This is a genomic window from Gorillibacterium sp. CAU 1737, assembly GCF_039888655.1.
Classification (GTDB): Bacteria; Bacillota; Bacilli; order Paenibacillales; family NBRC-103111; genus Gorillibacterium.
Genome location: NZ_JBDQQO010000006.1, coordinates 188,612 through 213,717, shown reverse-complemented (window position 1 = coordinate 213,717; position 25,106 = coordinate 188,612). Strand labels below are relative to the sequence as shown.

Genomic DNA, 25,106 nt, shown 5'->3' with positions numbered 1-25,106 from the left:
TATGATGGGTTCACATTCAGGCTGTATAATAAGACAGACGAAGTAGGTTCACAAATTGTGAGAAAGGCGGGAAAGCCATGAACACGGTACTGGTGGCAGAAGACAACGAGAAGCTGCGTCAGTTGATGGGAACGGTTCTCGTCAAGAACGGGTACCAGGCCATTCTGGTGGAGGATGGCCAGCAGGCGCTCGATCTCCTGGAGACGACCCACGTCGATCTGTTGATCGCCGATATTATGATGCCGAATGTAGATGGATATGAGCTGACACGCCGGCTGCGGGAGGCCGGGTATCTGAATCCCGTTCTGATGGTAACGGCAAGAGAGAGCTTTAGGGACAAGCAGATGGGCTACCTTGCGGGGACGGATGACTACATGGTGAAGCCCATTGATGTGAATGAAATGATCCTGCGGGTGGGCGCGCTTCTGCGCCGGGCCAAGATCGCCAGCGAACGCAAGCTGACCATCGGAGAGCTGGTGCTTGATTACGACTCCATCACAGTCTTTCGTGGAGCGGAAGAGACTCCTCTTCCTCAAAAGGAGTTCTATCTGCTGTATAAGCTGCTCTCCTATCCGAATAAAATCTTCACCCGGATTCAACTGATGGATGAAATTTGGGGGATGGAGTCGGAGACAGACCTGCGCACCGTGGATGTGCACATCAACCGCCTTCGGGAGCGGTTCCGCAAGGATAATGAGTTCGAGATCGTCACGGTCCGCGGATTGGGCTACAAGGCGGTGAAGCTCGTTTGAATCATCATCGTAAGCAAGGCGGAAATGGGGACGCAGAGCCGGGAATCTCTCGGAGATTAACCCGCATTCCCGGAGATTTGTGGGGGATGCTGGTTCTGTTCGTATTTGGTATCATGCTGTCCGCCGGTATTATCATGGCGATTCTGGCATTTATTGTCATCCAGTTTCATTTGGTCCGAACAGGGCATCCGAATTTTTTATTGGTGATCGCGATCATGACGATGACCAGTGTCTTGCTCGGGACCATCATCACCGGCCTCACCGGGCGGAAGGTGCTCGCCCCCTTGACCCAGCTCAGCGACGCGGCCAAGGAGGTCGCCAAAGGAAATTTCAATGTGAGGCTGGACTACGAGACCCATAAGGTGCGAGAGCTGGGCGAGATGGCGCACAACTTCAACAAAATGGTCCAGGAGCTGAACGGCATCGAAACGCTGCGGAACGATTTCGTGGCGAATGTCTCCCACGAGTTCAAGACACCGATCGCAGCGATCGAAGGATATTCCGCCCTGCTTCAGGACCCGGAGCTTCCCATGGAAGAGCGCGAGGAATACAGCCGCCTGATCATGGAGAGCACGAAGCAGCTGTCCTCGCTCTCCAGCAATATTCTGAAGCTGTCCAAGCTGGAAACCCAGGAGATCACATTGAACGCGAGTGAGTTTCCACTGGACGAGCAGATCCGCCATGCTCTGCTGTTCCTGGAGCCCTTGTGGAACGAGAAGGAGCTGAACCTGGAGCTGCAGCTGGATCCCGTCCGGTACATTGGAGACGAGGAGCTTCTTATGCAGGTCTGGATGAACCTGCTGGGCAATGCGATCAAGTTTACGGAGCGCGGCGGCGAGATCGGCGTCACCTTGCGCAGCGCGGAGGACGGCGTTACCGTTTCGGTGTCCGATACAGGCGTTGGCATGAGCGAGGAGGTTCAGCGAAGGGCGTTCGAACGCTTCTACCAGGGGGACCGTTCCCGAGCCCGGGAGGGCAACGGGCTCGGGCTCCCGCTCGTCAAGCGCATCGTCGAGCTGTGCGGGGGAGAAGTCAGGGTAGAGAGCGAGCCGGGGGCCGGGGCCGTGTTTACGGTGCGGCTTCCGGAGCGGGTATGGTAATATGAGGGATTAAAGTATAACACTGGGTTATTGCTATACCGATATATTTGAAGGAGGGTGAAGATCCCTACTTTTTTTATGGAGGAATCCCATGATTGAAAAAGCATCATTTTTTGCCTTGGTCCAGGAGGCGAGCAGAAACCGTGAAAGCTATGTCCAACAAGCAAAATCAAAGGTTGTTCGGTGGGAGTACACCGAAGGGGATCGCTATGCAATCCCTCCATTCTGGTTCGAACGCAATCTGGAGCCGCAAGCGCCGCTGCTTGATTCCGAAGATGGAACGGTGGCATATGGTTTCGATGTGGACGGCCATGTTTGTTATGTACAATGGATAATAGAAGAGTGTTTCGACCGAGAGAATGACCGCTTGATCAACCGTCGTTATCAAAACGGCTCTTTGGATTCGATTGAGGTGGTTCAAATTGCAGACGATAAGCCTGTTCATTATACGGAATTTATCGTTCGCAACGGAACCGAGCCCGGACAGGAATGGCATTTCGAAGAAAAGTATCAATATGATCATGACCGCTTGACTACTATCCTTCGTAGGGAGTATTGGAATGCAGGACAGGATGAACGAAGACAGGAATTCACCTTGACCTATGATGGGGAGGGTGCCTTGTTTTCTATTTATAAAGATGGAAGCCATCATTATCAAGTCTTCCAGGAGGAGCAAGTGCGTGAGCTTCGTGAAAAAGTGAAGAAAGAGCTTATAATCGCCTCGGAGCAAGCCATGAAGCGAATTGGCTTGAAGATTGGGGATGAGACGCTCTGCTTTGTGGCTATCTATCTTCATGATGAACCCGAGGCGGTAATCGCTCCTGTTTTTCAACCTGGTGTGCAACGGATAAGGGATGAGCAACTGCTCGAAGGAGAGGGACCCGCCGGGCTCTGGAATTCAGGAGAGCATCCGGTTTCCTATCAAGATGACCCGGAAGATGATAAACTAAAGGAACCTTTTCACCTGCTACTGGCTTATTGGCAGGTTTATTCCGACTGGTCAAACTCGCTTTTACGCCCTGTTTTGCCGTATGGTACATGGTGGGGAGAAGCGAAGGCGCTTTGGCAAGAAGTGGCGATGGAGCTCAACCGGATGGATTGGAAGCCTTATATTCGTGTGACCGATCTTTTCGTTGTTTTTGCTGATGAAGAAGGCTTTGATGTGGATGGTGGAGATTTTGAGGGCAGCGTCCCGCTGGAAAAGATTCTCTTACTCCGAGAAGCTGGTCTACTCTAATTCTTAAACCGGGCTTCCATGAGGTGTACGGGAAGACAAGGAGAGGTGCAACAATCCATGAAGAAGAGTTTCACCAAGAAACTAGGGTATGGGGTTCTCCTCGCCCTCGGTGCAGTCGGCATCGTGAACACGATTCTTATGCTGACCATTACCAATGTGAACGTAGGGACGCTGCTGCCCGGGACGGCAGGCCTGCTGCTCGTGATCATCGCCCTCTTGAAGCTGACCCGCTACCGGGATCGGCCGCTCGTGAGGAGCCGTCCCCTTCGCATCACCCTGCTGCTCGGGGCCATGCTCTCCCTGCTCAGCTTCATCGGAATCGGGGTCCTGATCCAATCGGAGGCCCGCTCGCAGGAAGACACTGCGGTGGATACCCTGATCATTCTGGGTGCGGCTCTCCACGGGGAAACGCCCTCCGCGTCCTTGAAGGCCCGATTGAACGAAGGCATGGACTACCTCAACCGATACCCCTCCACCCAGGTGGTGGTCACAGGCGGACAGGGCTTCGGTGAAGCCATTACAGAAGCCGAAGCAATGAAACGCTACCTGGTCGCCGGAGGGATTGACCCCGAGCGCATTTTACTCGAAGAGCGCGCCACGAGCACCATGGAGAATTTCCGCTATTCCAAAGAGCTTCTGGAAACTCGCGGCTCCGACGAGAAGCGGGTCATGATCGTAACGAACGATTTTCATATGTTCCGCGCCAAGCTGCTCGCTCGGCGCAACGGCTTCGAGCCCCTTGGGATCGTGAGCGTAACCCCGAGGTCGGTCAGTATAAACAGCTACGTACGTGAATGCCTTGCTGTCATCAAATCCTACCTACTTGACCGATAGAATCGCACTTTCGAAAGGACTACCTGCTTCCATGCGCCAGCCTAAAGACTTCCGCCTCCTGTGGACGGGGCAAACGATCTCCAACTTTGCGGACAGCCTCTATACCTTGACCATCGTAACCTTGGTCTACAAGTTGACCGGCTCTGCGCTGTTCTCTTCCTTCATCCCGCTCGCCCGCGTGGCGGGTCAGCTCTCCTGCGGCCTGCTGTCGCCTCTCATCATGGACAAGATGAAGCTCACCTCCCTCATCAAGCTCTCCCAGGGATTGCAAGCCATCCTGTTCGGCATCCTCGTCCTGATCACCAACGGTATGGACACGAGCACCATTCCGCTCGCGCTGGTGATGGTCGGCCTTCTGTCCTTCACGGACGGGGTTACCACGCCGGTGCGGAATTCGCTTATCCCTCAATACACGGGCAAGGATACGCTGCTCAAGGCGAACGGCCTGATGGCCACGACGGACCAGATGGTGCTCATGCTCGGCTGGGCCGGCGGGGGGATTCTGGTCAGCCGGATCGGCGGCCATGCGGCCATGCTGTGGATTCTGGCCTTGTACGGCATCTCGTTGGTCTTGACGGTTCTGCTGCGCGAACCTCATGGGCAAGAAGCAGGGCATGCCGAGGAGAAGCAGGAGGCAACCCAGTCGGCTCCGATCAAGGAGAAGTCTAGCAATGCGGTGGAGAACCGGCGCAAGGCGGAGGCCGGTGCCTGGGACTCGATCAAGGAAGGCTGGGTCGCCATCTGGGAGCATTCCACCCTTCGACTGATCCTGACCATGAAGATCGTGGAGGGAGCGGTGAGCGCGTCGTGGATTGGAGCTCTTCTGCTCATCTACGTAACCGACCAAATCCAGCAGGGCGAAGAGTGGTACGGCTTCCTGAACGGCGGCTACTTCGCCGGGGCGATCCTGGGCGGGCTGATGCTCGTCACCCTGACCAAACGGTTGAAGCGTTATCCCGGACGCTCCATTGCCTTAGGCGCTGGAGTGATGGGTGTGATGACGCTGTTCTTCACCTACACAACGGTACCGTGGATCGCACTCGTTCTCACGATTGCGATGGGACCCTTCCAGCAGGTGCGGGAGGTCACCCAGCGCACCGTCTTCCAGCAAGCTTGCCCCGAGGACAAGCTGCCCAAGGCCTTAAGCGCCGAGAACACGATCAGCTATTCGCTGTTCGGGCTTTCGGTCGTGCTGCTTTCGTGGCTCACGGACCGGTATGGCATCACCTTCGTCTATACGATGACCGGCGTGTTCAACCTCGCGGTTTGCCTGATTGCCGTCATAGGCAGGAGAAAGCTGCGATCCGATGCGATCTCATGAGCAGGAAGGAGGGGCAACCATGACCATTCAGATTCTCGTCATGCAAGGGCCGAGCGCTTCCGGCAAAACGACCCTGCAAGCCCGGCTGGGCTTGCCCCGCGTCGTCACCTGGACCTCCCGGGCTCCCCGCCAGCAGGAGACGCACGGCATCCATTACTATTTCGCTTCTCGGGAAGAGATGGAGCGGATGCGCGAAGAGGGTGCTTTCCTGGAGACGACGGTCTACAACGGGCATCTCTACGGAACGCCACTCGCCTTCTTTGAGAAGCTGCTTCGGGAAGGGGAGCGGCGTTCGGTCATTCTTGACCCGAACGGAGCGCGCAGGCTGAAGCAGCTGTATCCCGAGGCGGTGCTCCGCATCGGCATTCATGCCGAGGAAACCGACTGCAGGCGCCGCCTTCTCGAACGCGGGACAGCCGAAGAAGCAGAGCGGCGCCTTCAAACCTACGCGGACGAACTCGCCGCCCTATCGGAATGCGATATGATCATCGCCAATTCGGATGAACAGCGCGTCAGTGCGGAAGCCATCATGGATTTGCTGCAGAAAGGATTAACCACGTGAACGAATCTGCTTATTGGGCCCGCCTGAACAAGGCGGGCGTTGTGTTAAATGACGTGCAAAAACAAGCGGTCCTGCAATCGGAGGGCCCTCTCCTCCTGCTGGCGGTGCCGGGCTCAGGCAAGACCACGACGCTTATCTCCCGGATCGGCTACCTTACCCAGGTGAAGGGAGTCAATCCGAAGCGGATGCTGGCCGTGACTTTCAGCCGGGCGGCGGCGAGGGATATGCGTGAGCGGTTCGAGCGGTTTTTTCCAGAGATGGAGATGCCGAATTTCTCGACTCTACACAGCTTGGCTTTCGGGATTCTACGGCAAGATTTCTGGCGAAGAGGAGAACCCTTCCAATCGCTGGAGGGGGAACGCCGAGGCGGTTCCGAAGCCCAAGAAGAAGCAGAAGGCGATGTGCTGCCGGATAGCCTGGAGCCGGGACTCCCGCAGATGCTGACCAAACGGATGATTCTGAAGGAGCTGTACCGCAGCCATGTCCGCGAGCTTCCGACCGAGGATCAACTGGAGGATTTGGAGACCTACATCACCTGCGTGAAGAACAAAACCCTTCCCGGGGAAAGATGGGCGAAGGTGGACGCACCGTTTCCCCATGCGGAAAAGCTTCTCGATGCCTATGAAACCTACAAGCGAGAGAGTCCGAACGGGCGTCTCATCGACTTTGACGATATGCTCGTGCTGGCGCTCGAAGCGCTGCAACGGGACAAGGGACTGCTAAAGGCTTATCAAGGCCGATATGACTACATCCTGACCGACGAAAGCCAGGACACCTCGCTCGTGCAGCATGCGATCATCGCCTGGCTGGCGGAGAAACACGGCAACCTGTGCGTCGTGGCGGACGACGATCAGAGTATCTACGCGTGGCGGGGGGCGGAACCTCGCTACCTGCTGAACTTTCGCGGGGAGTACCCGGGAGCCAAGCTCCTCTACATGGAGCAAAACTATCGCTCCTCCCGAGAGATTGTCGAAGCGGCCAATGCGTTTATCGGCCGCAACAAGCAGCGATACCCCAAGAAGATGAACACCCTCAATCCGGTTGGGGAGCCGCTCGTCTTTCATCGCTTCGGGGACTATCGCATGCAGATGACCTACCTGGTGGAACAGCTTAGCAAGACGAGCGACCTGTCGGAGACCGCCGTGCTGTTCCGCACCAACACGTCGTCTATTCCGCTCATGAACCGATTGGACCGGGCGGGCATTCCCTTCTATATGAAGGATGTGGACAATCGCTTCTTTTCCCACTGGGTCGTCGAAGACATCTTGAACTTCATGAGGCTGACCTTTACGGAAAAAAGGGTAGAGCTTCTGGAGAGGCTCGTCTCGAAAATGAACGGCTACCTAAGTCGAGCCCAAGTGGAGGCGCTGAAGGAGCTGGACATCGGGGAATCGATGTTTGACGCTCTGCTTGCCAGTTCGCTTCTGGCCGACTATCAGGTGAAGCCGCTCACGGAATCCCGCGATACCCTCCGCAGCTTGAAGGGGGCGCCGCCGCTTGCGGTGATCCGTTCGGTGCGAGAGGAGCTTGGGTATGACAAGGCACTGGACAAGCTGAGCGAACGGCGCGGCTACAACATGGATTACATCTCCGGCATCCTCGACGCGCTGGAGGATATCGCGGAACCTCTCCTGACGATGGAGGAATTCGCTGAGCGGCTCGCCTACCTCCGCACCGTGCCCCGCAAGCCCCGTCCCAAAAAGGACCAGCCTGCGGTGACGCTTTCGACCTTCCACAGCGCCAAAGGGCTTGAATTCGAGCGAGTTTATCTTATCGACCTCGTGGAAGGCATTGTTCCCGATGAGCGGGATGACACGGAAGAGAAGATGGAGGAAGCGGTGAGGCTGTTCTACGTGGGCATGACACGGGCCAAGCGGAAGCTGACGCTGATCTCCTACGGCAAAAAGGACAAGAAGGACCTTGTGGAATCCCGCTTCATGAAAGCCGTTCGACGCATTGTGAACCCGCAAGAGGCAGGCGATGGAGCATCGACCCCAAGAGGCGCAAGATCGGGAGGAACAGGAGGGGGGACGGGCCGCACGGGACGCCAGCAGGGCGGTGGACGGAAGGAATGGACGGCTGCTCCGAGCCGGTCGGGCTCCTCAACTGCTAAGGCGGCGAGATCGTCTGCGCCGCTCACCCCGGTTCGTTCGAAGTACTACGATCCTGCCTATCAGGCAGAGGTGCCTTTTTTGAAGGAAGGGGAGACCGTCCAGCATTCCGTGATCGGACGCGGCATCATCCGCAAGCTGGAGGGAGATCGCATCGAGATTGAGTTCAAATCGGGAAATCGTGCATTTTCTATCGGCGCATGTCTGGAAATGAATCTACTAAAGGGTGTATAATTGAACCGAAACGAACATTATGAATCGTTCACATCGAACATAAAGGGAAGACGGTCCCTTCGGAGAAGGAGTGATCTCGGATGACTTCGGACGGATTCAAGCTGGAAAATCGGGTGTGGGGCCCCTTCCGCCCTGCTGGCCGAAGGCTCTACGGGTCTGAAGAGGAGTGGGAGGCGTTTCGGCGCGCATTCCGCGAGGAGGATGCCTTTCGGGAAGAACGGGAGGAGCTCTTGCAGGAGGGAGCTCGCTTGCTCAATTCCCCTGCCCCCGTCCTGAGCTATGCCCGGTTTGCGCTTTTTGCCGAGCGAGGGTCCCGGCTGGAGTATGAACGCGTCTATTTCGAGCAGAGGCGGCGAATGAACACGTTCGCCCTGCTTGCCCTCTTGCTCCCGGATCATCCGAACCGGGAAGAGCATCGGGCTGCGCTGCTGGAGAGTCTGTGGTCCGTGTGCAGCGAGTTTACCTGGTGCCTCCCGGCACATGTGGATCCGGCTCGTTCCTTCACCGGGGAGATCGACCTGTTTGCGGCCGAAACCGGATTCTCTCTGGCCGAGCTCTCGGTGCTGCTCGGGGATCAGCTTCCGCCATTCCTTCGAGCTCGTATGGAGGAATTGGTGGAGGAGCGGCTGTTCCGCCCCTTTCTTGAGGGCGGGCCATATGGTTGGGAGGAGGCGGAGCACAATTGGTCGGCGGTGTGTGCAGGCTCTCTCGGCTCGGCGGCTTTGCTGCTCCTGAAGGATGAGAATCGGCTTCGGCGCATTTTACTAAGGACCGAGAAGAGCATGAGCGCTTACCTGCGAGGGTTTGACGATGACGGAGCTTGCCTGGAAGGTCTGGGGTACTGGAATTATGGCTTCGGGTACTTCGTTTACTATGCAGACTTGCTTGACCGGAGAACCTCGGGAGAGCGGAATTGGTTTCATGAGGAGAAAGTGAAGCGGATCGCCGGCTTCCAGCAGGTAGCTTTTCTTGGAGGAAGAGCGGCGGTCAACTTCTCCGATGCTGATCCTTTTGCAAGCGTTTCCATCGGACTCTCGCATTATCTGGCCAACAAGCTTCCGAATGTTCAAGCTCCGCCGGCCTCCCTTCGGGCTCCTTACACGGAGGATGCCTGCAGCCGTTGGGCGCCGGCCTTCCGCAGCCTGCTGTGGAAGTCTCGATCTACGGGGGAAACAGATTGGCCTCCTGGAAGCTGGTACCTCCCGGATGCGAGGTGGTGGATTTCCCGCGTGCATACCCGAGCCGGGACCTTCGGGTTTGCGGCAAAGGGAGGGCACAATGGAGAGCCGCACAATCACAACGACCTGGGCCATTTTCTGATCGTGGCTCGCGGAGAGGTGCTTCTTGCAGACCTGGGCTGTGGAGAGTACACCCGGGATTACTTCGGCGAAGGGCGGTATGCGTACGCCTGCAATGGATCGCAGGGACATTCCGTGCCGATTATGAATGGTCAATTGCAGATGCCAGGAATTGCTTTTTCGGCTCCTGTGGCGGAGGCGGTATGCGGGGAGCACGAGGACCTCTTCTCGGTAGAGCTGGCTGGAGCCTATCCGGGTTCCGGGGTTCGATCGCTTAAACGGACCTGGCGTTGGGAGAAGGAGGAGCTGCCTCGTCTTACGCTGCTTGATTCCTTTTGTTCGGATGACGGGCTTCCGGTGAACTTGACGGAGCGGTTCGTGACGCGGATTCCTCCGATGGTGGAAGCGAGCGGAATTCGCCTCATGGGAAAATGCGGCCTGTCGATTCGGATGACGTATGACGCCGAACGGTGGACACCCGAGGTAACGGAGCGAACGTTCCGGGACCATGAAGGAGCGGACGCGGTTTGGTACACGGTTGATTTCCACTTGCGGGAGCCGCAGGTAAGTGGGGAAGCGCGGTTTGACTTTCTCTATCAGGAGAGTGCAGAGGAGGAGCGATCATGACAAGCGAACGGGAAAAGAGGAATGCGTCGCAAGTGTCCCCGTCGGAAAGCTGGGTAGACGAGGCATGGCGCCGGGCTTTGGAGAAGACGCTGACGAATGCGAAGCGAATCGGAGCGGGCTTTCCGCATGCGAGCGAAGGCGGACGCTATGGGCTGGCGGAACCGGAATGGTGGACGGCGGGCTTCTGGCCCGGCATGCTAGGGCTCCTCTACAGCGGAAGCGGGGAAGAGGAATTGGCCCGTCTGGCCGGGGAGTGCGAGGAGCGGCTCGACTCCGTGCTGGACGGCTTCGTGCGGCTGGATCATGATCTCGGCTTCATGTGGACGCTGACGAGTGTGGCCTCCTACAAACGAAGCGGAAGTGAGGCTTCCCGCATTCGGGCCCTCAAGGCGGCCAATTACTTGGCCGGACGCTTCAACCTGAAGGGCGGCTTCCTCCGTGCCTGGAACCCGTGGCATGAGGGAGACCGGAACACAGGGCTCGCCATCATCGACTGCTGTATGAATGTCTCGCTCCTGTTCTGGGCGTCTCGGACGAGCGGCGACCCCCGCTACGCCCATGTGGCGGAGGCGCACATGGATACGGTAGTAAAGCATTTTGTGCGAGCGGACGGGTCGGTTTACCATGTGGTCCTCTTCGATCCGATCACGGGGGAGAGGCAAGAGGCTCTCGGCGGGCAAGGGTATGCTCCCGAATCAGCCTGGTCGCGGGGGACGGCTTGGGCCCTCTATGGATTGACTCTCGCGTACCATCATACGGGCAAGGCTGATTACCTGGAAGCGGCTCAGCGGGTTGCGAACTTCTTCCTGAGCCGCCTGCCGGATGATCTCATTCCGGCATGGGACTTCCGCGCTCCACTGGAGCTGCAGGAGCTTCGCGACTCCTCGGCCGGGGCTTGCGCGGCCAGCGGGCTACTGCTTCTGGCCGACAAGGGAGGCGAAGAAGACGGCCATGTCTATCGGCGGATGGGCGAGCGTCTGCTTCAGGCGCTGGATGAGCGCTGCGGCTCGTGGAACGATGCTCAGGAGGAGGGCTTGCTGAAGCACGGCACAAGCCATTATCCCGAGCAGAGGAATCTCGATGTGCCGCTCATCTATGGCGATTACTTTTTTGTGGAAGGACTGGCGCGCCTGAAGGGCATCGGTCCAATTCCGTGGGAATGAGGAGGTTCTGAGCATGAAAGAGCATAGAGAGTGGTCGATTGCAGCCGATCAGCTTCGCAAGAGCCCGATGCGGACGAAACGGGACGTTCAGGAGGCGCTTCGTCATCTGCTCATGCCGCTGGAGGAGCATCTCAGCGAAGGAGGGGGACGCCTCGCGCTCCGGTACAGCGGGGCAGGGCATCCGCATCCCGTCGCCGACATGGAGGGATTCTCGCGGCTCCTGTGGGGGATGGCTCCCTACGTGGCGGGGGATTCCGAAGAAGGCGAGAGCGAAGCGTGGTGGTCGCGATGCCTGCGTGGAATTCTGGCGGGAACCGACCCGGACAGCGAGGATTACTGGGGCGAGGTCAACGATTATGACCAGCGTCTCGTTGAGATGGCGGCGATCGGGCTCGGCTTATGCCTGATCCCCGAGAAACTGTGGGAGCCTCTGGAGGAGAAGGAAAAAGCCAACCTCTACGCTTGGCTGAGTCAGGTGAACGATCATTCCTGTTGCGATTGCAACTGGCTGTTCTTCCCCATCATGGTGAACCTCGGCTTTCGCCGTGTAGGCTTGCCGGTGAACCAGGAGCTTATGGAGGCGAATCTCGACCGGATGGAGTCGTTCTACCTCGGACGAGGCTGGTACAGTGACGGCGAAGGGGGGCATAGCGATTACTACATCCCGTTTGCCATTCACTATTACGGGCTGCTTTACGCCACCTTCATGGGTGAGGAAGACCCGCAGCGGGCAACGCTCTTCAAGGAGCGGGCGGCGGCCTTTGCGGCCGATTTCCTCCAGTGGTTCTCTCCGGACGGCTCAGCAGTGCCGTATGGCCGCAGCTTGACCTACCGCTTCGCACAGGCGGCGTTCTGGAGCGCTTTGGCTTATGCGGAAGTCGAGGTGCCGGGGCTTACAACGGGCATGCTCAAAGGGCTCGTCCTGCGTCACCTGCGCTGGTGGTGGAAGCAGCCGATTCTCGATGCAGCTGGTGTGCTCACGGTAGGGTACGGCTACCCGAACCTCGTGATGGCGGAGAATTACAACGCCCCCGGCTCCCCCTATTGGGCGTTTAAAACCTTTCTCGTGCTTGCTTTGCCTGACGATCACCCCTTCTGGAAGGTCGACGAGGAGCCCTTGCCGACGCTGCCCAAGCTCTCCATTCAGCCGGAGCCTCATCTCGTGCTGTGTCGAGACGAGGAGACGGGGCATGTGGCGGCCTTCAACAGCGGGCATCGATCCTCGAACGAGCACACGCACACGTCAGCGAAGTACGAAAAGTTCGCCTATTCCACTGCGTTCGGCTTCAGCGTCCCCCGTGCCGAGTGGGGGCTTTGGCAAGGCGCCTTCGACTCAATGCTGGCGTTGTCGGAGGAGGATAACCTGTTCCGCGTCCGCCGACGGAACGAGGAGACGCGCATCAAGGGCGACGTACTCTATGCGCGCTGGCAACCGTGGCGCGATGTCGAGGTGGAGACCTGGGTCATCGCCGGACTTCCTTGGCATGCCCGGGTCCATCTCATCAAGACGAGGCGAGGGCTGGATGCGGCGGAAGGGGGCTTTGCCCTGGGCCTTGGGAGCACCGGCCCGGGAAGCGGGGTTGAGAATTGCGGCGTCTGGGCCCGCACGGAACACGGCGCGGTCGGCGCTTACGGACTCGTTGGATTTTCGCAGGCAGAGGTTCTCTACCCGCAGGCGAATACGAACGTGCTCCACCCGCGCACGGTGATTCCAACTTTGCGGACCGCGCTTCCCCCCGGAACCCACCTGCTCGCCGGCCTCTTTTACGGGCGTCCAGGCTCGACGCCCGATGCCCACCCGGACGCCTTGACGGCAGACGCGGCGAGGGAGGCGGCCATGCGGCTCGGCGTCAGCGTGCACGAGGGAGAGGTCAAGATCGTCAAGCCGCATGGCACGACGATCATTCGGCTTTAAGCGGCGCCGCATCAAATCCGCGCTTGGCGCTGCATCCAAACCGATGAAAAAGCCCCTTGTTTCCCGCAAAGTGCGGAAACAAGGGGCTTTTGGCTTCAATGGATTGAAATCGAAGAGGCTGCATGCGCCTTTCGATCGATCGCCCTGCTCAGCGGGCCATCCAGCCGCCGTCGACGCAGAGGACGTGGCCGTTCACATAATCGGAGGCAGAGGAGGCCAGGAAGATGGCGGGGCCCTTCACATCCTCGGCTGTTCCCCAACGCCCGGCCGGGATTCGATCGGTAATGGAACGGGTACGTTCTTCGTCTGACCGAATCGGAGCCGTGTTGTCCGTCGCCATGTAGCCCGGGGCGATGCCGTTGACTTGAATGCCGCTTGCGGCCCATTCGTTCGCGAAGGCCTTGGTCAGCCCGGCAATGCCGTGCTTGCTCGCTGTGTAGCCGGGCACGTTGATGCCACCCTGGTATGAGAGCATGGAGCAGATGTTGATCACCTTGCCGGAGCCGCGCTCCAGCATGTGGCGACCCGCGATCTGCGTGAGCAGGAACGCGGTGCTCAGGTTCAGGTTGATCACGTCGAACCAATCCTGCGCGGAATGGTCCTTGGCCGGGGCGCGGCGAATGATTCCGGCGTTGTTCACGAGAATGTCGACGCGCCTGGTTAAGGTGAGCGCTTCATCGAAGACGCCCTGCAGCTTGCTGTGGTCGCCGAGATCAGCTTCTATACCGAGGGCCTTCCCGCCGAATGCTTCCGCTGAACGGACGGTTTCTTCACTCGAAGTAAGCGAAACGCAGATGAGGTCGGCTCCTGCTTCGGCGAGCGCAAGCGCGATCCCTTGGCCGAGGCCGCGGGCACTTCCGGTGACCAGGGCGGTGTTGCCCGACAGATCGAAGTAAGAGGTCATGATGACAGCTCCTTTGGCAGATGAGGTGAGACGCTCCATCCCGAGGAACCGATCCAGGCTTCTGAGAGGCGGCTCTAGTCCCGGTCCACCCGAACGCCAGCCTTGCGGAATTCCTCTGCCTGCTCGGTCGATAATCCGCTGTCGGTCAGGATGAGCTCGACATCCGACAGCCGCGCGAACGTGCGCAGGGCCGTACGGCCGAACTTATGATGGTCGGCAACGGCATAGACGTGGTTGGCCGTCCTCACGAGCGCCTGCTTGTATTCCAGAGAATCCGTCGTGTAGACGGACAAGCCGTTCTCAGGATGGACCGCAGTGGCGGATACGAACGCCTTTTTCAAATTGAGATGAGACAGATACGAGACGGCCTCGGGACCGGTGAGCACGTTGCGAACACGGGATCCGCCGGGGACGACCAGACGGACGTTGCTCTTGGGTACCAGCTCGCTGATGATGTATAGATCGTTTGTCACGACGGTAAGCGGCAAGCTTCCAATAGCGCGGGCGATGGCGAGGGTCGTGCTGCCTCCGTCGAGGGCAATGATGTCGTTCGGCTCCAGGAGAGCGCAAGCTTTGGCGGCGATCTCCGTCTTTTCCTCGGAGAAGATCGTCAGCGGCTCCCGGGAAGGGAGGATGCCGAACTGCTCGCTCTGCGCGAGCATCGCACCGCCATGCACCCGGAGAACGAAGCCGCGCTCTTCAAGCAGGCTCAAGTCCTCCCGGATCGTCTTGCCCGTCACGCCAAGCTGAGCGCTCAGCTCCTGGACGGTTACCTCTTTTTGCTGCAGGAGCAGTTCCATGATTTTTTCATGCCTTCGGATCGGATTCATCGCGTACCTCTCGTTTCGCGTAGTTTCCTCCTATTGTAGCAAGCTCATGGGAACAGGGTCCATATCATCGTAGCGAATATTATCACCGGCCATGCTCCAGATGAAGGTGTAGCTGCTCGTACCGACACCGCTGTGAATGGACCAACTGGGGGAGATGACCGCTTGCTCGTTGCGCACGATGAGGTGACGGGTCTCCTCCGGCTGCCCCATCAAGTGCACCACCATCGCGTCCTCCGGCAAGCCGAAGTAGAAATACGCCTCCATCCGGCGGGGATGGGTATGGGCGGGCATCGTGTTCCACATGTTTCCGGACTTCAGTTGGGTGAGGCCCATGACGAGCTGGCAGCTCTGGATGCCCTTCGCGTGGATGATGCGGTGGATGGAGCGTTCATTGGAGCTTTCGATCGAGCCGAGCTCAGCCGATTCGGCCTCCGCCAGCGTCGTGAGAACAGTAGGATAGTTCTGATGCGCGGGAGCGGAGTTGAGGTAGAACTTCGCCGGGCTCGCGGGATCATCACTGTGGAATGTGACGGTCTCGGTGCCCTTGCCTACGTAGAGGCAGTCCTTCAAGCCGAGGGAATAGCTCGTTCCGTCCGCCACCACGGTGCCCGGGCCTCCCACATTGATGATGCCGAGTTCCCGACGCTCCAGGAAAAAGGCAACGCCAAGCTCCTTCAGGTCCGTGGTCAAGGCAACCGCTTCGGTGACCGGCATCGCGCCGCCGATGATCATGCGGTCCTCGTGAGTCAACGTGAGCTTCAGCTCATTCGGAGCAAACAGAATCGGAACATGGAACTCCTTGCGCAGCCGATCCGTGTCAAACTGCTTCACCTCATGAGGGTGGGATGCATATCGTCTCTCCATCAGGGTCCTCTCCTTTTGTCCAAGTATGAAAGGGGATACCTTCATCATAAACGTCCGAACGGTTCATTTCAAGATTAAATGAACAAAAGAATGTTCATATAAGTTCATTTGTTAGGATCGGAAAAGGAATCCACTAGCGGAGGAGGAGTAAGTGGAGATCGAAGTTCAGGGGGCATGGTTGGATGGCGAGAATTCCGGTATACTGGGGCAAACACGATGTTGCCGGATATGGCGGCAGAAGAAAGAAACGGGATTCCCTTATGAAAAAGTCGACCATCAACGATGTCGCCCGGGAAGCGGGCGTCTCCAAAAGCACGGTCTCGCAATACCTGAACGAGCGCTATGCGTATATGAGCGAAGAGACGAGAAAGCGAATTGCCGAGGTGATTGACCGGCTGAATTACAGGCCGAACGGAGCGGCCCGCAGCCTGAAGCAAAAGCGGACTCGAACCGTGGGCATCGTCGTCGCGGACATCCGCTATACGTTGTCCATCGAGTGCATCCGTGCCATCGAGAGCGAGCTGGTGAGGCGGGGAAATCAGGTAATGATCTGCAACGCTGACGAAAATCCCGATCTCGAAGGACGCGCCATCGAGGACTTGATCGCCCGCAAGGTGGATGGCTTGATCCTCTTTCCCACCGGCCACCGCCATGCGATGTACAAGCAGCTCGTTGACGAGGACGTACCCTTCGTCTTCCTAGATCGACTGGTGGACGGGGTGACGGCCCACAGCCTGCTGCTCGACAACGAGCGCGCCGCCCGGCTCGCGGTGGATGAGTTTGTGGGCCGGGGGCACACCCGCATCGGCCTGCTCTCGCTCGCCCTCGGGCCGCGGGCCATCACGCCGCGCAAAGAGCGGGTGAGTGGCTTCCGGCGGGCGATGGAGGAGGCAGGCCTTGCGGTGAACGAAGCCTGCCTCGCCAGTGTGCCGGTGGATCGCATTGGAGAGGAGCTCGAGCGCATGCTCGCTCTCCCGGAGCCGCCGACGGCGCTGCTCGCGGCGAACGACCTGGTGCTCGCGGAGGTCCTCAAGGCTGCGAATCGCAGGGGTATCGCCATTCCCGACGAGCTGTCGATCATCGGAATCGATGAGGCGGCCTTCGCCTCCATCTACAATCCGGTGATCACGACGCTGCGCCAACCGGCGTCCGAAATGGGTACGCAGGCAGCAAAGACGATTCTGGCTCGCATTGAGGGCAAGGATGTCGGGGTCCCCATCACCTATCGCTTCCATCCCGAGCTGATTCGCGGCTCGTCGGTGAAGGGCCTTCCATCCCCTCATTGAGCGGAAGGAACGCCTGCGCGAATGCGCCCGCCAGTCTCGATGAATCACAGCCCCGCAAAATAAGCCCGTACCCACTGTCCCCGTCTTACTAGGGGCAGTGGGTACGGGCGTTCTCGTTGCTTAGCCGGTCATGCCGGACCGGTCAAGCGAGGTTAGGCCTTCTTTTTCACAGGGAAGCAGACTTCCGTAACCCATTCCTCGGGATTCTTCGTTTGCGACGGGCTCACGTGATAGATGAGGAACATCGCTCCGTCGAACTCATAGTCATGGTCGCGGACCCATTGAGCAACCGCCTGATTGACGCCGACAAGCTGATCGTAGCCGCCGTTGTAGGTGGCGGAAGCGATGAGGGCGGAGGGCACTTGCTTGAATTGCACGCTGCCGCTGCTTGCGTAGCTTCCTTGCACGGAAATCTGAACCTCCACATCGGGATTTTCCTCTTGGTGCTGCGCGTCGTGAAAGACCGCAAGCGAATAACACGGAGTGGAGTAGGAAATCGAACGCGAGGTCAATTCTCTCATCAGCTCCTCCCAGAGAATCGCTTCTTGATCGTAAGCCGGAATGTGCCGACGCAGGCTCGCTACCTGACGCTGGGGCATTTCTTTGACGGTGACTACGTATTCCATGACATATTCATCCTTTCTGATTTGGCTTAGGGTCGCTTCCAGCTCCTGCAGCTGCCGATTGATCCTTCCGGCTTGCTCGTTCAGCTCGGTTCTCTTGATGAGAAGATACCGATTCAGGGCATCCGCATCGCTGCAGGTGCTCAGAATGTCGGCGATGACGGCCAGACTGAACCCCATCTGCTTGAAGGAGTCGATCCGGTTGGCAAGAGGAAGCTGCGATTCGCTGTAGTACCGGTACCCGGTGAAGGCGTCAATGCTCTCCGGAACGAGGAGGCCAATCTCGTCGTAGTGACGCAGCATGCGGATACTGACCCGGGACAGCCGCGAAAAATCTCCAATTTTTAACATGTTCGGTTCCTCACATATATGTGATTTTTGAGCTCTATCTAACCATAATGTCTCGCATAATGGTAGAGTCAACCCTAAAAAAAGCAGCCTCTCCCGGCAGGGAGAAGCTGCTTTCCTTGTTTGTTCTATCGGAGTCGGAGGCTTGGCGAGGGCAGTGGCCTGTTGAGAGGAGCCGAAGGCCCTCTGCTCAGCGCCCGTGACGCTTCAAATAGGCCTCCAGCTCGGGGCGCGTCGGCAAGCCGTCCATGTCGCCGGGTGCCTGCACCGCGAGCGAACCGAGCGCATTGCCGCGCTTTACGGCTTCGGAGAGCGGCTCTCGCTCAAGAAGTGCGCTGATGACCCCCGTGGCGAAGGCGTCACCCGCACCTACGGTGTCGACAACTTGATCCACACGGAAGCCGGGTACGACGCCCTCTTCCTCTTCGGTCTTGTAGTAGGCTCCTTCCGGCCCGAGCTTGATGACGACGAGCTTGACGCCAAGCTCCAGATAGAAGGAAGCCATTTTCTCGGGATCGGAGCTGCCGGTCAGCAGTTCCCCTTCGTTCACACCGGGGAATATCCAGTCGCAGCAAGCGGCGAGCTCGTTGATCGTCCGAACCATTGTCTCCTGATCTGGCCAGAGGACGGGGCGGAGATTGGGGTCGAACGAAACAGTTTTCCCTTGATGACGCATATGCTTCATAGCATGAAAGCTGAAGGCTCTGGCTGTTGGAGAGAGGGCGGCCGTAATCCCCGTCGCATGCAGATGGCCCGCCCGATTGAAGTACGCTTCGTCAAAATCGGGGACCTCGAGCGTGGAGGCTGCCGAATTATGCCGGAAGTACTCCACCTTCGGGTCTCCGCTCTGCGTCTTGGCCTTGATCAGGATGCCGGTCGAACGGTCGTTCCGAATACGGATCGCACTCGTATCGATGCCCTCCCGATCTTGCGCGCTCCGAATGTAGGTCCCCAGATGATCGTTCCCCAGCTTCGTGAAATAACCGGTTTTGTGGCCGAGCCGGCTGAGCCCGACGGCAACGTTGCTCTCTGCGCCTGCCAGCGCCCGTGTGAACGAATGAACCTCGTGCAGGTCCCCGACCTCATTTGCATAAAACATCGCCATCGGCTCTCCGAACGTGACAGCCGCAAACTCATTGCTCATGGTGCACTCCTCCTCATTCCTCAACGAGCAGCCCGGAATCCCTTCGAAAGTAACACGTAAACCGGTTTTGTACAAGGAGGAATAATTTACGAGAGGATGTCGAAAGAGTGTATCTTTTTCACCCTAATAAATCGTTGACGATTGGCCGTATTTCCGATTACTATGAGGGCGACAAAGGAATATAGTTTAGTAAACTTTGAGAACTGAAGCCCATTTTAGGGAGGGATATCGCTCATGAAGAAGCTGAAGGTGCTGAAGAGCCTTGCCGAATGCGGAGTCGTCGCCGTCATCCGGGCCGACCATCCCGACGAGGCCTGCCGGATGTCGGCTGCCTGCATCGAGGGAGGCCTGACCTCGATTGAAGTCACGTTTACGACACCGAGAGCGGAGGAGGTTATTCGCCGACTGGTTGCAGAGTATGGCGAACGCGCCTTGATCGGAGCGGGCACGGTTCTCGATCCGGTTACGGCCCGCGTGGCGATGCTCGCCGGAGCGGAGTTCATCGTGAGCCCTTCCTTCGATGAGGAGACCGCACGCATCTGCAATCTGTATGGCATTTCATATATGCCGGGCGTTCTTACACTTGGGGAGATCAAGGAAGCGCTCAAGGCGGGTGTAGATATACTCAAGCTGTTTCCAGGCAGCGCCTTCGGCCCCGATTTTGTGAAAGCGGTGAAGGGCCCGATGCCGCATGTCAACATCATGCCAACCGGCGGCGTCGATCTCGCCAACATGGAGCAGTGGCTTGCGGCCGGCTGCGTCGCCGTTGGCATCGGCGGCAACCTGACCGCCCCGGCCAAGAAGGGGCGCTATGAGGAGATTGCTTCTCTCGCTTCGCAATACGTAAGCCGATTTAAGGAGCTGCGGGGATAACGCCTGTCCGCAGGTTTCACAAGATGGCTATGATAGCCTGATGGCAAGGCATGGAACAACACGGAATCGAAACAAGCCAAGAATCCAACGACACGGGTGGGGAACACTCGCTGGAGCGGGGTTCTTTTTTTGGTTATATCCATTTTGTACCTACCGCGCGCATGGGGTACCCGACTATTATGAACTGAGACGCAGCTTCTTTCAGGCATTTGAATGACCGGTCATTCATCCCGAGGAGGGCTGCCCACAGGAAAGGAGGTGAACTTTATGAATAGCATTCACATGCTGGTAGGCATTCCGGGCAGCGGCAAAAGCTACTATGCTGAGGTATGCAGCAAGCGAGAACGAGCCGTGCGGGTTGCAACGGATGAGATCCGAGAGAGGTTGTTCGGCTCCGAGAGCAAGCAGCGCAGCTCCTATGTTGTTTTCCATGAGGCTTATCGCGAGATCGAGCAGGCCCTGAGGGCAGGAAGAAATGTCGTCTTCGACGCGACTAACATCGCCCGAGACCGACGCGTCCAACTTCTCAAGCGATTCCAGGAGGTCCCCGTCCATTGCCACATCCTTGCCGCTCCTTATGAAGTGGCCCGGGATCGGGTTCGAGCTCGAAAGCGAACCATCGAGGACAAGGTGCTGGAGAAGTATGCGAAGAACTTCGAGTTTCCCGTGCTGGCGGAAGGCTTTGAGCGACTGCATCTGGTGCATACCCCAAGGGAGGATAAGCTGCCGAAACCTCTCACCCGAGCTGGACTGGAGGAGCTGCTGGCCGCGAAGGTGGGGCATGACGAGCTTTTCGCCTACTTGACCCGGTCGCCGCATTTTGCCGAGATGGTGGGGTTTGATCAGGAGAATCCCTATCATACGCGGACCTTGTCCCGGCATACGTATGCCGTTCTGGAATATATCGATACGTTCTATGAAGGGGAGCATCGTCTGGCCATGCAGCTGGCGGCTTTGTTCCATGATGCAGGCAAGCCCTTTTGCAAGGTCTGGAAGTCGAATCGCGGCTATTATTCGTACTTTGGGCATGAGCATGTCTCCGCCGCAATCGCTTGTCACGTACTACTGGAGCTGGGCTACGAGGACGAGTTCGTGCTGCAGGTGGTGAACCGGGTAAGCTTTCACATGGAGATTCTGCATGGAGGCGATGCCGGAGCCTCCCGAATCTATCATTTGCTGTCCTGTTACACGAAGGAATCCCGGTACGGCGGAGAGCAGGAAGGGTATGTGGTCCGGTTGGCCTCCGGGTTCCGCTATGAAGCCTTCAAGCAGTCGGTGGCCAAATTTGTCCGCAAAAACCATGTGCAGACGGACGAGCACTGGCTGAGCAAGCCCGTAGAACCGAATCGGCTGGCGTAACGAATGAGAGCGTTGAGCTTATTAACTACCCATCCCAACGAACATTCCCTTTGTAAAAGGTTGATTCCATAGAAAATAAACAAGAGAGTGCTCCTTCGTCATCATAGGTCATAGCCCCGTCAAGTAGATAATAAGAAAAGAGTAAGCTAAGCGGCGATCGTTACCCGGAAATCCACGGGAGAGCGGTCGCCGAGTTTTTTTAGAGGGCAGACAACACAAAAAATAGATAATGGTATAATTGGTAGCAATTAATAGTAGTCAATAAGAAAGGGTTCTGGAATATGAGAAGAATCGCGCTAGGAATCATTATTATAGCTGCACTGATATTAGTTGCTTGCAATCATGAAGTAACTAATAATGCTAAAACATATGCGGATGAAACTCATAAGGAATTACATTATGGAAAATTAATCATCTATTTTGATGATTATCATTTAGTCTCGGATACACGCAGCGATAATACCGGAATATTTACGTATAAGGTCGATAAGGGGAGGGTTAGACCGGAAACGAATATAACCCTAAAGGTTCGCTCAATAGAAAAACAAGATTTCCCCAATACGGAAAGTATCCTATCGTATTTAGGTGGTATATCACCTGATTATGAGAGAATAAGGATTTATAAGAATGTAACCGATGATTCTGGAATTATCGGAGTATATAGTGTAACAGTAGGTAGACTCACGAATTATGTGGTCTACTATAGGGATGCTTACTATTTCGTTGAATCGGATTCCAGTATGTTAGACATGTATCTATTCAAAAATGATCCTACCGCGAATTATGAGGTGGATAAACGTAAGATACAGTGTGCGGACTCTTATACAACCCATGTTCGTGTAACCACGGCTAACAACGAGAACGATTTTGAAAAGGCAGAGTATGAGATTCTTCAAGGGAAAGATGGGGCTCACTTTTTTGGGGAAATAAATCGCGACGAGAATCGACCATATCGTTATCATTTTACTCTGAAAAATGAGAAAGGCGAAAACCGGTTGGCATTATCTACATACGGAGAATTTTATGATGTTATTGAATTTATAGATGCGAATAGGGATGGCTACGCGGATATTCGTTTTTTGGAAGAACCGGGTACTTTTAATAACAGTTATGCATTATACGTTTGGGATGAATCTGCCAACAATTTTGTTAAAGTACAATGTGATGAGATGCTTTCAGAATTTGAAGTGCATGATGGATACTTGTTAAATTGGCAGAAGGCAGATTATAACTCTGGGGTTATCCAAAAACTCGTCTGGGATCAGAATACCTTGTTAAAAGAGTCAGAAAAGCACTATCAAGCGGACTAAACGGATGCCAGACGGGTCATCAGCCGTGTCTTTGGTGGTACAAAAAATCCCCTCTGGTCTACAGTGAGGGGATCATACCAATCATAGACTTGATCCTAGCGGGCCACTCTCTTGTTTTTTGCGGCGGCGGGTTCGGCTCGGTCCTAGCGTTCAGCAGCCTACCGGCTGCTCCAAGCACGCTGCTGCTCCGCGCTACTCCGCCAATTCGCGGAGGGTGAAGCGGAGCCACGCCCCTCCGTCCGGGTGATTGGCTGCCTCGATATCGCCGCCGTGCTTGTGGAGCAGCGTACGGACGAGGTAGAGGCCGAGGCCGGAATGGCCCTTCTCGTGCGAGCCCGAGCCGGAGCGGGCGGGATCGCCGCGGTAGAAGAGGCGGAACAGGTGATGCAGGTCCTCCGGCGTAAAGCCGGGGCCGCTGTCCCGCAGCTCCGCCTCAATCCAGCCCGGCTTCACCCGAATGGCGAGGCGCAGCTCGCCTCCCTCCGGGGTGAAGCGGATGCTGTTCGCGGCGAGGTTGTCGAGCACCTGCTCGATCCGGCTCGCATCGAGCCAGAAGGGCCGGGCCTCCTCGCGCAGATCACGATACTCGTAGAGGAGGCGCTGCTTCTTCGCCGCGGCGAGCATGCGATACTCTTCTGCCTTGCGCGAGAAGAAGGGCTCCACCAGCACCGCTCCCGGCGTGAGGGTAAAGCCCTCCCGTTGCAGCTCGGTGACCTGGTTCATCTCCTGGATGAGCCGAGCCGCCCGCTCGGTGTTGTGCCGGATGGTGCGGACGTAGCGGTCGAGCCGCTCCGGCGGAATGCTTCCGCCGCTCTCCAGGCTCTCCATCAGCCCGTCCGCATGCCCGAGCACGATGGTGAGCGGGGTGCGGAGGTCGTGCGCGATCGCCGCCGCCATGTCGTGCCGCTCCTGATTGGAGCGCCACTCGCGGCTCAGCGCCTCCCGGAGGGCGGCCCGCATGCGCTCGAAGGCGAGGCCGAGCTCCTCCAGCTCCTTCGCTCCCGAAACCGTTCGGAGCGTGAAGTCCAGATCCTGACGCTCAATGCGGTGCGCCGCGTCGATCAGGTAGCCCACCTCCGGCTTTATCCGTTCCCGAAGGCGTCGGCCGTAATAGAAGGTGAAGAACGAGAGCCAGACGAAGGGGACGGCGAGGTTCATTAAGATAAAGAACCGGGCGAGCACCGGGCGGTCCTGGTTCGCATCGGCCAGGCTGAGCCGGTAATCGAGCAGCACCGCCCCCCGCAGCGTCCCGCCTTCGTCCAGCACGGGGTATACCCGCAGGAACGAACCATCCGCGATCGAATCAACGGAGTTCAATTTGTGCACCAAGGCTTTCCCGCTCGCGAAGAAGCTTCCTTCGAGCGTGCCATAGAGCTTGTCCCCGGCAGCGGTAACCACCTGGTAGCGGATGCCCTCTGCCGGAATCAATTGTTCGAGCGCTGCTCGGGCTTCCGGCCGGAGCAGAGCATCCCGCTGCTCGTCCACGTAAGCGAGGATGGCCGGGATCTGCTGCTCGTAGGTGTTAGCCGGATGAGGAAACCCGAGGTCAGCTGCGAACACATAGCCGACACTGATGATCCAGGTGAAGAGCGAGGCGGCAATGGTGCTGACCAGCGTGAGGAGCGAGATGGAGCGAAATTGCTGGTGAAGCGATTGCCGGTTCAACCAACGGTTCAAGAGCGACGGCTTTGCCATTTGTACCCGATCCCCCAGACGGTTGAGATAAAGTCGGCTCCCGATGCGCATTTGGCAAGCTTGGCGCGGATGTTTTTGACGTGCTCGGTCACCGTTGCCGAGTCTCCTTCCGCCTCAAAGCCCCACACCTTTTCGTAAATCTGCTCTCGGGAGAACACCTGCCCGGCGTGCAGAGCGAGAAGCTGGACAATTTCAAATTCCCGCAGCGTGAGCGGAACCTCCTGTTCCCGGCAAAACAGCGTCAGGCTGTTTAAATCCAGCGTCAGCTCGCCGTCATGGAGGAGCGTCCGGCTGTCAGCCCGATGCGCCCGCTGCTCGCGGCGCAGATGAGCCATGATGCGCGCCTTCAGCTCCCGCAGGCTGAACGGCTTGACGAGGTAATCGTCGCCGCCTGCCGCTAGGCCTTGAATGCGGTCGATCTCCGTATGGCGCGCGCTCAGGAAGAGGATGGGGCAGAGGGCCTTGTCACGGATCGCACGGCAGACATCGAGTCCGTTCAGCCCAGGCATCATGATATCGAGCAGGATGAGATCCGGCTTTTTTCCAAGCAGGGCAAAGACCTCGTCTCCACGGGTGGCAGTTAAGACCTCGTAGCCGTCATCCTCCAGCGCATCCTGGATGAAGGCCACCATATCGGGTTCGTCGTCCACGACGAGTATGCGTTCTTTAAGCAAAAGGCTTCGCCTCTCTTTCGATCTCTAGCAGGCCTCGCCGCT

At 57.5% G+C, this 25,106-nt stretch carries 20 protein-coding genes and 2 pseudogenes; 15 read left to right on the top strand and 7 right to left on the bottom strand.

The features are described from left to right. Nucleotides 1–77: 77 nt before the first annotated feature. The 10 genes from AAFN83_RS14550 to AAFN83_RS14505 all read left to right on the top strand — a co-directional run bounded on the left by AAFN83_RS14550 (nt 78) and on the right by AAFN83_RS14505 (nt 13,154). Nucleotides 78–752 (top strand): response regulator transcription factor, encoded by a 675-nt coding sequence (locus AAFN83_RS14550; RefSeq protein ID WP_347770577.1) that lies wholly within the window; start codon nt 78–80, stop codon nt 750–752. After that, nucleotides 749–1,852, top strand: a complete 1,104-nt coding sequence (locus tag AAFN83_RS14545; RefSeq protein WP_347770575.1) for a sensor histidine kinase — start codon at nt 749–751, stop codon at nt 1,850–1,852. Before AAFN83_RS14550 ends, AAFN83_RS14545 begins: the two co-directional genes overlap by 4 nt. A gap of 91 nt (nt 1,853–1,943) precedes the next feature. Beyond that, nucleotides 1,944–3,089: a hypothetical protein gene (locus tag AAFN83_RS14540; protein WP_347770573.1), complete on the top strand. Its 1,146-nt coding sequence runs from the start codon at nt 1,944–1,946 to the stop codon at nt 3,087–3,089. A gap of 57 nt (nt 3,090–3,146) precedes the next feature. Beyond that, nucleotides 3,147–3,923: a YdcF family protein gene (locus AAFN83_RS14535; RefSeq protein ID WP_347770571.1), complete on the top strand. Its 777-nt coding sequence runs from the start codon at nt 3,147–3,149 to the stop codon at nt 3,921–3,923. Between the two features lie 31 nt (nt 3,924–3,954). Continuing rightward, nucleotides 3,955–5,244: an MFS transporter gene (locus AAFN83_RS14530; RefSeq protein ID WP_347770569.1), complete on the top strand. Its 1,290-nt coding sequence runs from the start codon at nt 3,955–3,957 to the stop codon at nt 5,242–5,244. Nucleotides 5,245–5,263: 19 nt separating this feature from the next. Next, nucleotides 5,264–5,806, top strand: a complete 543-nt coding sequence (locus tag AAFN83_RS14525) for a guanylate kinase (RefSeq protein WP_347770567.1) — start codon at nt 5,264–5,266, stop codon at nt 5,804–5,806. After that, nucleotides 5,803–8,151: an ATP-dependent helicase gene (locus tag AAFN83_RS14520; RefSeq protein WP_347770565.1), complete on the top strand. Its 2,349-nt coding sequence runs from the start codon at nt 5,803–5,805 to the stop codon at nt 8,149–8,151. The genes AAFN83_RS14525 and AAFN83_RS14520 overlap by 4 nt, the downstream gene beginning before the upstream one ends. Nucleotides 8,152–8,231: 80 nt before the next feature. Beyond that, nucleotides 8,232–10,076, top strand: a complete 1,845-nt coding sequence (locus AAFN83_RS14515; protein WP_347770563.1) for a heparinase II/III family protein — start codon at nt 8,232–8,234, stop codon at nt 10,074–10,076. Beyond that, nucleotides 10,073–11,239 carry a glycosyl hydrolase gene (locus AAFN83_RS14510; protein ID WP_347770561.1) on the top strand — a complete coding sequence of 389 codons (1,167 nt, stop codon included), beginning with the start codon at nt 10,073–10,075 and terminating at the stop codon, nt 11,237–11,239. The genes AAFN83_RS14515 and AAFN83_RS14510 overlap by 4 nt, the downstream gene beginning before the upstream one ends. A gap of 13 nt (nt 11,240–11,252) precedes the next feature. Next, nucleotides 11,253–13,154 (top strand): DUF2264 domain-containing protein, encoded by a 1,902-nt coding sequence (locus AAFN83_RS14505; RefSeq protein WP_347770559.1) that lies wholly within the window; start codon nt 11,253–11,255, stop codon nt 13,152–13,154. Nucleotides 13,155–13,302: 148 nt separating this feature from the next. Here the strand turns inward: AAFN83_RS14505 and kduD are convergent, their stop codons facing one another. The 3 genes from kduD to kduI all read right to left on the bottom strand — a co-directional run bounded on the left by kduD (nt 13,303) and on the right by kduI (nt 15,752). Continuing rightward, nucleotides 13,303–14,058, bottom strand: coding sequence for a 2-dehydro-3-deoxy-D-gluconate 5-dehydrogenase KduD (gene kduD, locus AAFN83_RS14500; RefSeq protein ID WP_347770557.1), 756 nt, complete (start codon nt 14,056–14,058; stop codon nt 13,303–13,305). Between the two features lie 74 nt (nt 14,059–14,132). Further along, the gene (locus AAFN83_RS14495) at nt 14,133–14,888 is read right to left on the bottom strand and encodes a DeoR/GlpR family DNA-binding transcription regulator (protein WP_347770555.1); all 756 of its coding nucleotides are present in this window, start codon (nt 14,886–14,888) and stop codon (nt 14,133–14,135) included. A 30-nt stretch (nt 14,889–14,918) separates the two neighbouring features. Beyond that, nucleotides 14,919–15,752 carry a 5-dehydro-4-deoxy-D-glucuronate isomerase gene (gene kduI / locus AAFN83_RS14490; RefSeq protein WP_347770553.1) on the bottom strand — a complete coding sequence of 278 codons (834 nt, stop codon included), beginning with the start codon at nt 15,750–15,752 and terminating at the stop codon, nt 14,919–14,921. Nucleotides 15,753–16,012: 260 nt separating this feature from the next. Here kduI and AAFN83_RS14485 point away from each other — a divergent pair, with 260 nt between their 5' ends. Then, complete coding sequence (locus AAFN83_RS14485; protein ID WP_347770770.1) at nt 16,013–17,038, top strand: LacI family DNA-binding transcriptional regulator; 1,026 nt, start codon at nt 16,013–16,015, stop codon at nt 17,036–17,038. Between the two features lie 152 nt (nt 17,039–17,190). Here the strand turns inward: AAFN83_RS14485 and AAFN83_RS14480 are convergent, their stop codons facing one another. Together AAFN83_RS14480 and AAFN83_RS14475 are read right to left on the bottom strand one after the other, a co-directional pair. Then, a complete protein-coding gene (locus AAFN83_RS14480) occupies nt 17,191–18,012 on the bottom strand; it encodes a MerR family transcriptional regulator (RefSeq protein ID WP_347770551.1) in 822 nt (273 codons plus the stop codon). Between the two features lie 187 nt (nt 18,013–18,199). Then, nucleotides 18,200–19,153 carry a sugar kinase gene (locus AAFN83_RS14475; protein WP_347770549.1) on the bottom strand — a complete coding sequence of 318 codons (954 nt, stop codon included), beginning with the start codon at nt 19,151–19,153 and terminating at the stop codon, nt 18,200–18,202. A 234-nt stretch (nt 19,154–19,387) separates the two neighbouring features. Between AAFN83_RS14475 and AAFN83_RS14470 the strand changes: the two genes are divergently transcribed. The 4 genes and pseudogenes from AAFN83_RS14470 to AAFN83_RS14455 all read left to right on the top strand — a co-directional run bounded on the left by AAFN83_RS14470 (nt 19,388) and on the right by AAFN83_RS14455 (nt 22,695). Then, nucleotides 19,388–20,026, top strand: a complete 639-nt coding sequence (locus tag AAFN83_RS14470; protein WP_347770548.1) for a bifunctional 2-keto-4-hydroxyglutarate aldolase/2-keto-3-deoxy-6-phosphogluconate aldolase — start codon at nt 19,388–19,390, stop codon at nt 20,024–20,026. A gap of 213 nt (nt 20,027–20,239) precedes the next feature. Then, nucleotides 20,240–21,148: pseudogene (locus tag AAFN83_RS14465) on the top strand (AAA family ATPase); the annotation flags it as partial. Nucleotides 21,149–21,205: 57 nt separating this feature from the next. After that, a pseudogene (locus AAFN83_RS14460) lies at nt 21,206–21,385 on the top strand (RNA ligase family protein); the annotation flags it as partial. A gap of 281 nt (nt 21,386–21,666) precedes the next feature. Continuing rightward, a complete protein-coding gene (locus tag AAFN83_RS14455; protein ID WP_347770546.1) occupies nt 21,667–22,695 on the top strand; it encodes a hypothetical protein in 1,029 nt (342 codons plus the stop codon). Between the two features lie 192 nt (nt 22,696–22,887). Here the strand turns inward: AAFN83_RS14455 and AAFN83_RS14450 are convergent, their stop codons facing one another. After that, on the bottom strand, nt 22,888–24,390 hold the full coding sequence (locus AAFN83_RS14450) for a HAMP domain-containing sensor histidine kinase (protein ID WP_347770544.1): 1,503 nt from the start codon (nt 24,388–24,390) through the stop codon (nt 22,888–22,890). Next, nucleotides 24,369–25,064 (bottom strand): response regulator transcription factor, encoded by a 696-nt coding sequence (locus AAFN83_RS14445; protein ID WP_347770542.1) that lies wholly within the window; start codon nt 25,062–25,064, stop codon nt 24,369–24,371. The genes AAFN83_RS14450 and AAFN83_RS14445 overlap by 22 nt, the downstream gene beginning before the upstream one ends. Nucleotides 25,065–25,106: the final 42 nt, after the last annotated feature.